Consider the following 13191-nt stretch of genomic DNA (forward strand, 5'->3'; position numbering starts at 1 on the left):
CACACTCCTGATCCCCAACCCGCGGACAGCGGCTCCGGGGGTGAGATCGACCTCACTCCCGGCCGGCGCCGCACAGGCCCGCGCCCGGCTCAGGGCTGAGGGTAGAGGCCGATCAGCTTGCTGATGAGCCTGCCGAGCGTGGAGTCGCGCATCGGCTTGTGATGGACCTTGAAGCTCCACCCCTTCTCTGGGTCGCGCTCCAGCTTGAACTCGGTCCTGATCGCGATCATCACCAGTGCGCCGACCCCGATGAGCGCCGGATCGAACCGCTCGGCCCTGTCGGTCGTGGCGATCTCGGCGGCCCGGGCGACCGTGTCGGCGTCGCTCTCGGCCAGATACAGCAGTGCGGCCCTGGAGGCGTCCCCCGGCGTGGCCTTCTCGTCCGGCCCGATCTCCGCCCGGATGTCGTCCCTGCCCGCCGCCTCCGCGACCCGCGCCTCGTCGGCCCGGAGCTGCGCCACGTCGAGCGGCGCCCCCTGCTGCTCCAGGACCATCCACAGCGCCGCGACGGCCTCGTCGTCCGACAGCGCCATGACCCGGTTCCCGACCATGCGTCCCTCCAGGGGTTGACTTCTACGGGGAAAACGTCCGGAAGGCCCCGGGCGTTTCAGCCTCTCCTCGACCACCCCGGCCGGACCTTCTCCCAGGACGCCGGCCTGCCCCTCTCACCCGCCACCGACGTGCGTCCTGTACCGGCGCCGGTACGGCGGGCGGCCCGGTGAGCGGCCCCGGGTGGAACGGGGATCAGTCCGAGGACCGGGCGGCGGTCGTGACTGCTTCGGCGATCTGGGCGTAGGTCCGCCGAAGGGTGCCGGGGTCGGTGAGGACCGCCAGGGCGGCCACGTCGTGTGCGGCGTAGGCGTAGCGCAGCGCATCCTGGTGCAGGCCGATCGCGCGCTGCCCGTGTCCCCGTTCATCTTCCACATCGGCCGGTGCCCCCCAGACCCTCTCCAGCGCCCAGGCCAGGATCGACACCGTCGCGGGCTCCGCGTCGGTGCCGCGCACCGCCTCGGCGATCTGCCGCAGCCCCGGTGCCACCACCCCGGCCACCGCCTGCGAACGGTCCCGAACCAGCACCTGCTCCAGCAGCCCGCATGCCTGATCCCACTCCCGCAGCCGCAGCAGGTACGGCACCGCCGCCGGCCCGGCACGCACCACCAGCGGCCCGAACTCCTGTCCCTCCTCCCCCGCCATCACCTGGGCGAACACCGCCTGCCAGAAGGCCGTGAAACGCCGGTCGCCGACGCCGAGCCGTACCTCGTGATCGGTCAGGAACTTGCCCCCGGCCTCGCGGAGCGTCCACCGCCACTGCTCCGGGCTCCGGAAGTCATGGACCTCGGGATGCAGTTCTCCGGCCACGGCACCACCTCAGGAGGAGGGCTTTCCAGCGATGCTGAATCTTCGCCACTCGGTGTGCGCAGAACATTCACATGCGTAATGAAGCACCCCACCGACCGGCGTCCCGGCCCCGCAGTCGTACGGAGATCACCGTCCTCGAAGTGATCGAAAGCCCATCCGGGGGGCAGCACTCCCCAAGAATGATCCCCGCGTGGAAGGCAGCGGATAGGGTGGGGAGAAATCAACCGAAGGGCGCCGTATGTCAGGAACGCGCGCGACGGGCGATGCGGCCCACTCCGCCGTCGGCCGCCCCCTCCTCCCTCCTGACCATCCCGTCACCCCGGACGAGCAGCCCGGTCATCCCTCCGCCGCGGGCAAGCTCTCCGACCGTTCCGTCCTTGACGACCAGCAGCGGACCCGGTTCCTGCTGGAGGTCGGGGCACGTCTGTCGGCCTCGCTCAACCTGCACCGCTGCGCCCGCACCGCCGTCGATCTCGCCGTGCCGTTCCTGGCCGACGCCGCGCTGGTCGTGCTGCCGCCCGACGTCACCGGACGCTCAACCTGGCTGCGCGCCACGGGCCACGCCGTGGACTCCACCGCGGGCCGCGCCGCGGATGGCCGGCCCCGGCCGCACGAGGGCGTGATCACGGCGGCCGACGCCGCCGAGGTGCCCGGCCTGACCGAGGCCCTGACCGGCTTCCCGCCGGTACCCAGCCGCTGGCTGGTTCCCGCCCAGGCGCCCGAGTGGCTGCTGCCTGAGGGGTACGGTCCCGCTGCACACCTGCTGGTGACCCCGTTGCCCGGCAACGGGGTCGCCGCCGGGGCGCTGCTGCTGGCCCGCGGACCCGGCGCCCCGGCTTTCGGAGACGAGACCGAGGCCCTGGTACGTGTCTTCGCGGCCCGGACGGGCGCAGCGATCTCGGCGGCCCTGCTCTACCGGGAACAGAGTTCCGTCAACCAGGTGCTGATCACCGGCCTGCTGCCGCCGCCCCTCCCCGAGCTGGACGGGGCGGAGCTGGCCGGGTCGCTGCGCGCCTCACAGGAGGCCACCCAGATCGGCGGGGACTTCTACGACGTCTACCTCCCGGCTCCCACCGGCGACGGCGCCACCGGTGACGGCGCCACCGGTGACGGCGCCGCTCGCAACGGCGCCATCGACGAGGACGGCGCCGCGGCGCTGGTGGCCCTGGGTGACGTGTGCGGCAAGGGAGCCCCGGCCGCCGTGCTGGCCGGACAGATCCGCCACTCCCTGCGAGCACTCATGCTGGTCGAGCGGCGTCCCGAACGGCTCGCCGAGCTGCTCAACCGCTTCCTCCTCGGCTTCCCGCCGCCCCGCTCCTTCGCCACCATGGTGCTGGCGGAGCTCCGCCCCGCCGCCGGGCGCCTGCGGGTCGGCCTGACCTCCGCGGGCCACCCGCCGCCGCTGATCCTGCGCCGCGACGGCACCGTGGAGGAGAGCTCCGCCCTCGGAACCCTGCTCGGCGTGTTCGACGACGTCACCGTGGCCTCCAGCGGCGTCGAACTGGCCCCCGGCGAACTGTGCCTGCTCTACAGCGACGGCATCACCGAGGCGTTCGGCGGCCCCACCGGCGGGGAGATGTACGGCGAGCACCGGCTCCAGGCCGCCCTGGCCACCTGCGCCGGCATGCCGGCCCGGGCGGTGGTGGAGCGGCTGGAGCAGCTCAGCACCGAGTGGCTGGCCGACCGCGGCGGGACCCACGACGACCGGGCACTACTGGTCATCCAGGCGAGGACGCGGTGACCCCCATCTCCGAGACCGTGATCGACCGCTACCTGAAGCTGGCCGGTCTGGCCGACGAGTACGGCGCCATCGACCTGGCCCTCGAGCTCCTGGGCCGCGGCGTCCCCGCCGAGGCCGTCCTGCTGGACCTCGTCGCCCCCGCCCAGGCACGCGTCGGTGAACTGTGGGCCGCCGACGAGTGGTCGGTGGCCCGTGAGCACGCGGCCACCGCCGTCAGCGACCGGGTCGTCGCCGCCGTCGCCGCGCACGCGCGACCCCGGCCCACCCGGGAGCGGATCATCGTGACCTGCCCGGACGGCGAGTACCACGCGCTGCCCGCCCGGCTGCTGGCCGAGGTCCTGCGACTGCGCGGCTGGCAGGTCGACTTCCTGGGGGCCAGCGTCCCGGACGCCCACCTGATCACCTACCTCCACCAGACCGGCCCCGAGGCGGTCGCGCTCAGTTGCACCCTGCCCACCCGTCTGCCCCGCGCCCACGCCACGCTCACCGCCTGCCGGTCCGTCGGCGTGCCGGTCCTGGCCGGCGGGCGCGGCTTCGGCCCCGGCGGCCACCGCGCCTTCCTGCTGGGTGCCGACGCGTGGGCGCCCAGCGCCCGCCCGGCCGCCGACCGCCTCGACCGGGGACTGCCCTCGTTCCCGCCGCAGCCACCGGTCATGAAGCACCTCGCCGACGAGGAGTACACCTCTCTGGCCGGCCGGCGCGGAGACCTGCTGGCCCGGGTGATGCGGGCGCTGGGCGCCGCCTATCCGCCGATGGCCTCCTACGACGTCCGGCAGTTGGAGGCCACCGCCGAGGACCTCGCCCACTACGCCGACTTCCTCGCCGCGGCGCTGTACGTCGACGACAGCACGCTGTTCACCGACTTCGTCACCTGGACGGCCGGGGTGCTGCGGGCGCGCGGGGTGCCGGCCGGAGCCGTACGGGCGGCGCTGGACGTCTTCGCCGGCGAACTGCGTGAATTCCCCCGCGCCCGCCGCTTCCTCTCCGAGGCCGCCGCCGCTCTCACCTGCCCGGCGTAACCGCCACTCGCCGGTCCGGCGGAGCGGAGTATCCGGAGGATCGCTCTATGACGAAGTGTCGATCCGCTTCGTCTTCCTCCCGATCCAGGACAGATACCCGGCGCTTCCCGTGACGATCGGTGTCGCGATGATCTCCGGGGTGTCATACGGGTGATTCGCCGTGATGTGCGCTTCCAGAGCGGGGAAGGCCTCGGCCGTCGTCTGGATGAGGAGCTGCCACTCCTCCACCTGCCTGACCCTCCCTTCCTCCCAGCGCACCGACTGGACCGGGCCCACGATCCGCACACAGGCGGCGAGCCGTGCCCCGGTAATGCTCCATGCCAGCTTCGTCCCGTTCCGATAACCCTTCACCGCCGTCTGGACCTGCAGATACGTCGTCATGGCCTGATCCTTCACGGCATCCGAAGATCGTCGAGACGGCACCACCCTAACCACGCGCCCTCCGTTCCGGGACGCGGGCGCCGATCGGACATGAGCGGCAGCGCATCCATGCCGCCCAAAGGCCGTCGTGGTGGCCGCTCACGCCGGTCACCACGACGGCCTCCGGTTCTCAGCCCAGGCCGAGCAGGGCCTTGATCGGACCGAGGGCGAAGTAGACGACGAACAGGGCCGCGACCACCCACATCAGCGGGTGGACCTCACGGGCCTTGCCCTTGACCAGCTTGATCAGCACGAAGGTGATGAACCCGGCGCCGATTCCGTTGGCGATGGAGTAGCTGAAGGGCATCAGCACGATCGTCAGGAACGCCGGGATGGCGATCTCGTAGTCGGTGAAGTCGATGTCACGGACCGAGGTCATCATCAGGAAGCCCACCACGACCAACGCCGGGGCGGCGGCCTCGTGGGGGACGATGCCGACCAGCGGCGAGACGAAGATGGCCAGCAGGAACAGCACTCCGGTGACCACGCTGGCCAGGCCGGTGCGCGCGCCCTCGCCGACACCCGCGGCCGACTCGATGTAGGTGGTGTTGGAGGAGACCGAGCCGGCGCCGCCGGCCGCCGCGCCGATCGAGTCCACGAGCAGGATCTCGCGGGTGCGGGGAAGGGTTCCGTCCTCCCTGACCAGGCCCGCCTGTCCGCCGACGCCGACGATCGTGCCCATCGTGTCGAAGAAGTCGGTGATGAGCAGGGTGAAGATGAGCAGCAGGGCGATGACGGCGGAGACGGAGGCGAACGCGCCGAACGGGTCGAACTCCCGGAACAGCACCAGCGGGTTGGTGAATCCGAAGATCTCCTCGGGCCACGTGGGCACGACGAGCCGCCAGCCGGCCGCGTTGGGCTCGTCGGGCGTCCCGGAGCCGCCGACCTGGGCGACGGCCTCGACGATGATCGCGAGGATCGTGGTGGCGACGATGCCGATCAGGATGGCGCCCTTCACTCTGCGGGCCACCAGCAGGGCGATCAGCAGCAGGCCGACCACGAACACGAAGATCGGCCAGCTGGTCAGGTTGCCGCCGATGCCGAGTTCGAGCGGTACGGCGGGCGCCTTGCGGACGAAACCGGCGTCCACGAAGCCGATCAGCGCGATGAACAGGCCGATGCCGACGCTGATCGCGGTCTTGAGCGGGGCCGGGATGGCGTTGAACACGGCCGTACGGAATCCGGTCAGCACCAGCAGGGCGATGATGACGCCCTCCAGGAAGACCAGGCCCATGGCCGACTCCCACGACATCTGGGTGGCGATGCCGAAGGTGACGAAGGCGTTGAGTCCCAGCCCCGCCGCCATGGCGAACGGAACCTTCCCGATGACACCCATCAGGATGCTGAGCACACCGGCCACGAAGGCGGTGCCGGCGGCGACCAGGGGCACGTTCGGGGTGGTGCCGTCCCCGATGAACTGGCCCTGGGCGTCCGGGGCGGTGGCGATGATCAGGGGGTTGAGCACCACGATGTAGGCCATCGTGAAGAAGGTCGCGAAGCCGCCGCGGACCTCCTGCCCCACGCTGGAGCCACGTTCGGAGATATGGAAGAAACGGTCAAGGAAGCTTATTCGGGATTTTTCGGGTATCCGGGATGCTTTAGTGTCACTCACGGACGCAGGGTGACAGGGAGATTCTTATGCCGGAAGACCCGCGTCACGAATGGTGATCGGATCGCAACCGATCCGCGCCCTCACACCGTCCGTTTTGCGAGTAGTGAGGTTCCGTCGCCTACCCTGGATCGTGTGAACCAGCCTCACCGTCAGGATCTCCAGCCGCTGAAGACCAACGATACGGCGACGATCCTCGCGGGCATGGCCCTGTGGGCGGTCGCCCTGGTCGTGCTCCTGATCCTCCAGCCGGACCCGGAGGACCGCTGGTGGATCTGGACGTGCCTGTCGGGCATCGGTCTCGGAGTCTTCGGCCTCTGGTACGTCAGGCGGCGCGACCGCCGCGGCTCGCCCCCGCCCGCCCGGGAGGAGCCGATCGAACCCGCCACGGCGATCCCGTCCTCCCGGGAGGAGCCGATCAAGCCCGCGACGGCGGGCCCGCCCGCTCCCCCGGCGCCGTCGGCCTCCGACGCCGCCGGTTCCGCGTCCTGAATCCCGCCGAGCGCCACGGGTGCGGAATGGCGGCCCCGTACCGGGCCCGCCACCCGCACCCGTGACAACGGATCCGGGGAGTCTCAGACGGTGAACTGCTCCACGATGCCGTATCGGTCTCATGCGTCGAGCGCGTTCGCGCCCGCAATGCGACCATCGGCAGGGCCGGCCACGGGGTGGGTGGAATCACTCCACGGATGGCCTCGGATGGCCCTGTCCCTCCATCCGGTGTGTCCCGGATCTCGAAGAGGGCATCGCCGGACGGGCTCTCACCTGTGGGGATGGACGTGCGCGCAGTCGATCCAATAGTGCTCTCCGGGGTGCTGGCATTCGAAGTACGCCTTCTCGCAGTTGCACAGGCACTGCAGGTCATGTGGATCTCTGCACCGGACAAGGCAGGTCGCCCTCTTGCTGGCGCACGAGGAGGAGACCCCGCCGGGAGAGGATCCCCGTACGTCGATGGGCGCACCCGTCGCGTAGTCGATGTACATGCCGGTGGCTGCCGTGCGGGTGTCCAGGTACACACGGGGTGCGTAGTCGTCCGCGACGGGGACCGCGCGAAGCGCCCACTCCCTGCTGTCCGGCCCCGGAAGGGAACCGGTTGCCCGCTGCCTGCTCGGGTCGGTGAACTGCCTGACGACATCGGCCAGGGTCGGATCCGCAAAGTTCACCTGCACCACCGACAGGCGCTTGCCGCAGCACCAGTGATCCTCGTCTGTCGTGGTGAGTGATTCGATCGCCTCCTTGGGCAACACCACCGACACCGCGCACTGGCACCCTCCGCCCGGCAGGTACGGGGTGACCTTTACCTTGCCGGGCTGATCCGCGACGGCCTCGATCGTCGCCCGGATGCCCTGGGGCTGCTCCTGGTTCGCCAGGAGATCGTCGATGGAGATTCGCTTGCCGGACATCACAACCTCCGGATTCCCGGCGACCTGGAGTGACAACGACCGCATTCACGGTAACAAGGCGCGCGTCACCGGGACAGGGGCCGGGGCCTCATGCCCATCGCGCCGGCTCACAGGGCGTCGTTTCCTTCTGATCCCGCGGGGCCGGTCCTTCGGGAGGGGCCGGTCAGCGCCCGGCGTGGTGTCAGCTCACCGCCTTTCGATGCGGTGCTCATCGACGTCATGCTCCCTGTGCCGGGTTTTTGTGATCATGATGCTGACAGCGGGCGGGGTTCAGTGCGTCACTTTCCACCAGAAGCCGTCCGGGTCGGTGAAGTGGCCGCAGTAGTCACCCCCGGGGGTCTGCGCGGCGGCAGTGACATGGCCGCCGGCCGCGGCCGCGGCCGTCAGGAGGGCGTCGACGTCGTCGCGGGAGGCGGCGGTGTGGGTGAGGACCATCGCGGGGAAGCCGTCGCCGGCTTTGCCGGTGCCCGCATCCCGGGCCAGCACACCGCGTTCCATCAGGCAGAGCCTGGCTGCCGCCTTGGCGGGGTGGAAGTCGATGTACTTGCTGCCGTAGTCCCGGTCGACCGTCATGCCCAGGGCTCGGTAGAAAGTCGCGGACGCCTTCGGTGCGGCGACGCCAAGGATGACCGTGGTCTCGGTCGGCCGCGGGCTCTGCGCCGCGGGGCCGGTGTCCTTGCCGGTGGCCGCCGCCAGCTTCCACAGGGCGCCGTCCGGTGCGCGGAACACCCCGGAGAACGAGCCGAACAGGGCCTTCTTGGCGGGTTTGAGCACCTGTGCACCGCTGCGGGCGGCGGCGTCCATCAGGGTCGTGACCTCGGTGGGCTGGTCGAAGGTGGAGGTCAACAGGTAGCCGCGAAAGCCTGAGGTCGCCGGGTCGGCGCCGGCGTCCGCGGCGATCCTGTCGGTCACCGACAGCTCGAACTGCGCGGTGCCGTGCAGGTCGAGGCCCACAGAGTCACCGCCGTCACCGCCGTCACCGCCGTCACCGCCGTCGGTGACAGCGGGCGAGAACACGGTGGCGTAGAACCCGCGCGCGGCGGGCACCTCGGGCGCTCCGAGGGCGATGACGTCAAGCGTGAGATGCATGTGTGGCTCCTTGCGCCCGGCGCATCCGGAGGTGCTGTGCGGGCGGTCGATACGGCGTGGGAGGCGGGGAGGGCCGCAGGCTCAGCGCGGTTCCCGGATGCGGACCACGTCGCCCGCGGGGTCGCGGAGGGCGCACAGGAAGCCGGTGTGGATGGCGATGTCCATACAAGTGATGTTCATACAGGTAACGCTAGGGAGGGCCCGGGGACGCACGCTTCTCGATTCCTGATCGATCCGCCGCCTGCTCCGCCACGCAGCGCGGCGGACCCCCTCCGATCCTCGGCCGCTCAGGAGGTCGCGGCGATCCAGCTGTCCAGGTCGGCCTCGGCGAGCAGCAGCGGCACCGCGGCCGGGTCGCGCAGCAGCGCGGCGACCGCGAGCCGGTCGCCCCACTGACCCGCCGCCCACGCGAGCCCCCGCGCCAGACCCTCCACGCCCGAGGCGTGCACCGTGCCCTCGGCGAAGCGCCAGGTGACCGGCACCCCGTCCACCAGGAGCTTCTCGTGCTCCACATAGGTCGCGGGCGCGGTCGGCAGCAGTGACCGCACGGCGGGCGGGACCTCGCGGACCTCGCCCGACGACGTCACCTCCCCGGCCGTCGCCTCCCCGGCCAACGGCAGGTCGAGCAGCTCCGACAGGGCCTCGGCGAGATCGAACGGGGCGAGGACCAGCGGCCGGTCCGCAACCAGCGGCAGCAGGTCGGGCGCCTCGACCACGACCGGCTCGCCCGGGCCGGTACCGGAGCCTGTCCCCGAAGCACCGGGGATCGCACGCCCGTCCTCGGCGTCGGCGACGACGACCTCACCGTCGAGGACCGCGCGGACCGCCCTCGGGGGCGCGACGCGGGCCGGGTCGACGGCGGCCAGAGCCACCCACAGGGCCCTGAGCTGAGCCCGGTCCACCTCGATCGAGGGGTCGGCCAGCAGGTCGAGGAGCTCGTCGGGACCGCCGTGCGAGGCGAGCAGGTCGGGAAGCGCGGTCCGGACGCCGATCATCGCCAGGGCGGCCTCGTCCGCGGCGGCCGGGGCGTCGCCGTACAGGCCGAACAGGAGCGGGTCACCGGTCGGCAGACGCAGCTCCGTGGGGAGCTTCCCGCCGAGGACCGGATGGGTGGACAACCACCACGCGGTGTAGGACGGGACCTCCACGACCTCCCCCGCGGCCAGGACGCGCAGCGGGTGCAGGACCGAGCGGAGCGGCGGGCGGGAGAGCAGGGCCAGGGCGGAGGGCCAGTCGGCGATGTACTCCAGATCGCGGACGGCGGAGAACTCCCTGGCCACCGGGGGCACGTCCAGCTCGGGCAGCAGGTCGAGCACGTGCTCGACCCATTCGTCCTCGCGGTCCAGGTCGTGGTCGCACTCGTCCGGGTCGAGCATGACGTCGCTGTCGTTGACCACGGCGAAGCCGTCGAGCACGCCGGCCGCCGCCAGCACCCGCGAGCCGTACCGCTCCACCAGGTCGGGCGCGGCCGTGCCGAAGTGGGTCTCGGGGTCCAGCAGCCCGGCCAGCGAGCCGTCGGCCAGCAGCAGCTCCCCCGCCGGGTAGAGCTCGCCGTCGGTGCCGCGCAACGCCAGGTCCGCCAGCCACGGTGCCTCACCCGCGGTCAGCCCCGCGGCGTCGACCAGGGCCAGTACGGCCTGGGCCACCGGCTCGGGATCGGCGCTCTCCAGCGACTCGGAGACGGCCGCCCGGGTGAGCGGGTCCTCCAGCACGGTCCTGGGGGTCGCCTCGGCGGCACCGAGGCGGAGCAGCAGAGGATGGGCGGCGTCGGGGTGGACCACGCGGAGCCCGAGCGGGGCGAGCACCCCCAGGTCGAGGGAGCCGCGCTCGGTCAGCACGAGCGTGCCGCGCGGCCCTCTCACCAGGCGGCCGTCCGCCAGCGGAACCGGCAGCGCGCCGAGTGCCTCGGGGTCGTCGCCGGGCAGCACCTCGTACAGGGAGCGCCACCAGGCCGGGTCCCGGTCCTCGCCCGCACCGCCGGAGAGGTCGCCGGCGAGCATGTCCACGACGTCGGCCAGCTCCACCCGCTTCACACCGAGCGTGGTGATCGCGGGGTGCCGGGACGGCCATCCGGCGGGCAGCAGGCCGGGGACCATGGGGGCGATCTTCTCCAGCAGCTCGCCCGGGGCCGCCACCACGGACGCCTGCCGGCCGGTCACCACCGGGTTCGTGTTCCCCGCGTCGGCGGGCTCGGCGTCGGCGGACTCGGCGTCGGCGGGCAGGGAGAGGGCGGGCAGGAGCGGGGTGTCGGGGAGCCTGCGCAGGATGGCCCGGCGGATCCGGGCGTCGAGCTCGCCCCGGCCCATCAGGCCGGGCACGAGGTCGAGCAGCTTCGGCGTGCGGGGCAGCCCGGCGAGCAGCTCCAGGTAGGTCTCGGCGGCACGCTCGACCAGGAAGTCGGTGAGCGGGCCCAGCGCCACGTGCCGCCGGTCGGTGGCCAGCGGGAAGGACGCGATCAGCAGGGCGGGCAGGTCGAGCGGCTCGTCGCTCGGGGTCGGAGCGTGCACGACGGGCGGCACGTTCCCCGGCAGCGGCCCCGGCTCGCCGCCCCGCGTCCCGTCCTCGGCCCCGGCCTCGGAGCCGTTCCGCACTCCGCCCGGGGAAGCTGGCCCGGCGCCGCCGAGAAGACCGGCCCCGCCCGGGGAGGCGGGCCGGTCGGAGACGGGGACGGCCCAGCGGATCAGCCAGTGGGGGCGGGCGCGTTCCTCGGTCGGGCGGTCGGCGAACAGCTCGGCCACCTGCTCCGGGGTGAACCGGCCGGAGGCCGAGACGACCCGCCAGCCGCCGGGGGCGATGGTCCTGGTCTCGCCGTCCACGTCGATCTCGATCGACTCCAGGGCGGGCATGCCGATCAGCAGCGCGGGACCGGCCTCCCGGAGCATCGTCCGGACGGCCTCCACGGCGGCCGCGTCGCGGAGCGGGAGCCGGACGAGCGTGTCGAAGCCCTGCGGGATCTCCACCGGCCCGCCCGGGAACGGCAGGCGCAGCAGGGGCACGTGCCCGCCGCGCTCGGCGAGCTCCCGGGCCAGCGCGGGCTCGGCGGCCACCAGAGCGGCGGTCTGCTCGCGGGACCAGCGGACCACCCCGGAGCCGAGTGAACCGATCACCGGCTCGTCGCAGACCGACACCACGGCCGCGAAGCCGACGCCGAACCGGCCCGTCGCCCCGGCCTCGCCCCGCTTGGCGGAGACCCGCAGCGTGGACAGGCTCTCGATCCCGGCGGCGTCGATCGGCGCGCCGGTGTTGGCCGCCGACAGCACCCCTTCGCGCAGCGAGAGCCGCAGGCGGCCGGGGACCCCCGCCCGCAGGGCGGCGTCGGCGGCGTTCTGGGCGAGTTCGACGATCAGCCGGTCGCGGTAGCCGCCGAGTGCGAAGTCCTCCTCCGCGTTGGCGTCCTCGCGGAAGCGCGCGGGCGAGGCGGTCCAGGCCGCGAGCACGGCGGAGCGCAGTCGGTCGGTGCCGAAGGTGTCAGTCACAGCGATGCATCCAAAGGTCAGGGCCCCGGGGCCGCCGGTCCGGGGCGGTCCGGCGGCCCGATGACCCTATCCGGAGCGACGGACAGAAACGGCCCGGCGATGCGACGGCCCGGTCGGGGCGCGTCGGGCCGGGAGCGGCCCGGGGGCGCGTCGGGTCAGGAATGGCCCAGCGGCTCGTCGGAGGAGTCGTCGTCCACGGAACCGGCGAGGTCCGCGGCGGGGGTCTCCTCCAGGTCGTAGAGGTGGTCGTCGAGGATCGGGGCGGCCGGCTCGGCCTGGGGCGGCGCCACCGTGGCCTCGGAGTGCGCGCCGCAGCCGTGGTCGGCGGCGACCACCCGGCCGTCGTCGGGGGCGTACTCGTTGGCGCAGACGCCGAAGCCGATGCGCAGCGCGCCCGCGAGCGGCCAGTAGAACCCGCAGGTGGAGCACTGCGCGGGGGCGGCGTGCGCGATCGGGGTGTGCGGGCCGGGCTCGCCGGCGTGCCAGCGCCGCACCGCCAGGTCGCGGCCGAGCGGAGAGAGCACCCGGGCCCGGCCGAGGCCGTACTCGAAGATCACCTGGCGCTCGTTCTCGTCGTCCGTCTCGGTGAAACCGGGGGCGAGCCGGACGTCGTCCTCGGTGGCGGGCAGCAGGTCGCCCACGCCGAGGTCACCCGGGCGCAGCCGCTCGCTCCACGGCACCCACGGGGGCGCCAGCAGGGCGCCGGTGCCGGGCAGCAGCACGACCTCGCTGACCGTGACGTTGCGCGCGCGGGCGGCGCGGGTGACGGTGACGGCCCAGCGCCAGCCCCGGTAGGCGCGGTCGAGGCAGGCGAAGTAGTGGGTGACGACCCGGTCGCCCTCGCCCTCGACGCCGAGGTGCTCGCCGATCTCCTCGGGCCTGACGTTCTCCTCGACCGCGGAACGGGCCAGATCGACCGCGGCGGCGCACGCCTGGTCGAGAACCACGGCACGAGATCGAGTGCGGGTCACGACTCCTCCCCCGTCGTTCTCGTAACCCGAAGGGTGCTGTGCCCGTAGGCTCGCCCGCTGCGCTCGCTCACGGTTTCATTCTCGCCCATACCCGGAGCGGACAG

The 13191-nt window shown here is 72.6% G+C and carries 11 protein-coding genes; 3 read left to right on the plus strand and 8 right to left on the minus strand.

Annotation, left to right across the window (positions count from 1 at the left end; translation table 11 throughout):
* Nucleotides 1–89: 89 nt before the first annotated feature.
* Together IEZ08_RS17025 and IEZ08_RS17030 are read right to left on the minus strand one after the other, a co-directional pair.
* Nucleotides 90–551: a hypothetical protein gene (locus IEZ08_RS17025; protein WP_068927690.1), complete on the minus strand. Its 462-nt coding sequence runs from the start codon at nt 549–551 to the stop codon at nt 90–92.
* 193 nt (nt 552–744) lie between these two features.
* On the minus strand, nt 745–1359 hold the full coding sequence (locus IEZ08_RS17030) for a hypothetical protein (protein WP_068927692.1): 615 nt from the start codon (nt 1357–1359) through the stop codon (nt 745–747).
* A 238-nt stretch (nt 1360–1597) separates the two neighbouring features.
* On the opposite strand from IEZ08_RS17030, the gene IEZ08_RS17035 reads away from it, so the two are divergent.
* On the plus strand, nt 1598–3100 hold the full coding sequence (locus IEZ08_RS17035; protein ID WP_068927694.1) for a PP2C family protein-serine/threonine phosphatase: 1503 nt from the start codon (nt 1598–1600) through the stop codon (nt 3098–3100).
* Nucleotides 3097–4119 (plus strand): cobalamin B12-binding domain-containing protein, encoded by a 1023-nt coding sequence (locus IEZ08_RS17040; RefSeq protein ID WP_068927696.1) that lies wholly within the window; start codon nt 3097–3099, stop codon nt 4117–4119. The genes IEZ08_RS17035 and IEZ08_RS17040 overlap by 4 nt, the downstream gene beginning before the upstream one ends.
* 45 nt (nt 4120–4164) lie before the next feature.
* On the opposite strand, the gene cutA is transcribed toward IEZ08_RS17040, so the two are convergent.
* The gene (cutA, locus tag IEZ08_RS17045; protein ID WP_203863391.1) at nt 4165–4515 is read right to left on the minus strand and encodes a divalent-cation tolerance protein CutA; all 351 of its coding nucleotides are present in this window, start codon (nt 4513–4515) and stop codon (nt 4165–4167) included.
* Between the two features lie 154 nt (nt 4516–4669).
* A complete protein-coding gene (locus IEZ08_RS17050; protein ID WP_268249339.1) occupies nt 4670–6061 on the minus strand; it encodes an NCS2 family permease in 1392 nt (463 codons plus the stop codon).
* A gap of 222 nt (nt 6062–6283) precedes the next feature.
* Between IEZ08_RS17050 and IEZ08_RS39595 the strand changes: the two genes are divergently transcribed.
* Nucleotides 6284–6640: a DUF2530 domain-containing protein gene (locus IEZ08_RS39595; RefSeq protein ID WP_229803194.1), complete on the plus strand. Its 357-nt coding sequence runs from the start codon at nt 6284–6286 to the stop codon at nt 6638–6640.
* Nucleotides 6641–6909: 269 nt separating this feature from the next.
* On the opposite strand, the gene IEZ08_RS17060 is transcribed toward IEZ08_RS39595, so the two are convergent.
* The 4 genes from IEZ08_RS17060 to IEZ08_RS17075 all read right to left on the minus strand — a co-directional run bounded on the left by IEZ08_RS17060 (nt 6910) and on the right by IEZ08_RS17075 (nt 13087).
* Nucleotides 6910–7551, minus strand: a complete 642-nt coding sequence (locus IEZ08_RS17060; RefSeq protein ID WP_189242461.1) for a hypothetical protein — start codon at nt 7549–7551, stop codon at nt 6910–6912.
* Between the two features lie 270 nt (nt 7552–7821).
* On the minus strand, nt 7822–8640 hold the full coding sequence (locus IEZ08_RS17065) for a VOC family protein (protein ID WP_189242462.1): 819 nt from the start codon (nt 8638–8640) through the stop codon (nt 7822–7824).
* 287 nt (nt 8641–8927) lie between these two features.
* Entirely contained in the window at nt 8928–12116 is a 3189-nt protein-coding gene (locus IEZ08_RS17070; RefSeq protein WP_189242463.1) for a sacsin N-terminal ATP-binding-like domain-containing protein, read from the minus strand.
* A gap of 155 nt (nt 12117–12271) precedes the next feature.
* Entirely contained in the window at nt 12272–13087 is an 816-nt protein-coding gene (locus IEZ08_RS17075; protein WP_068927717.1) for a DUF3027 domain-containing protein, read from the minus strand.
* Nucleotides 13088–13191: the final 104 nt, after the last annotated feature.

This window comes from Planobispora rosea (genome assembly GCF_014648175.1).
Taxonomy (GTDB): domain Bacteria; phylum Actinomycetota; class Actinomycetes; order Streptosporangiales; family Streptosporangiaceae; genus Planobispora; species Planobispora rosea.

Excerpts from the sequence above, each read along its gene's own strand:
- IEZ08_RS17025 (WP_068927690.1), bottom strand. The coding sequence starts at position 551 with ATGGTCGGGAACCGGGTCATGGCGCTGTCGGACGACGAGGCCGTCGCG.
- IEZ08_RS17035 (WP_068927694.1), top strand. The coding sequence starts at position 1,598 with ATGTCAGGAACGCGCGCGACGGGCGATGCGGCCCACTCCGCCGTCGGC.
- IEZ08_RS17060 (WP_189242461.1), bottom strand. The coding sequence starts at position 7,551 with ATGTCCGGCAAGCGAATCTCCATCGACGATCTCCTGGCGAACCAGGAG.
- IEZ08_RS17065 (WP_189242462.1), bottom strand. The coding sequence starts at position 8,640 with ATGCATCTCACGCTTGACGTCATCGCCCTCGGAGCGCCCGAGGTGCCC.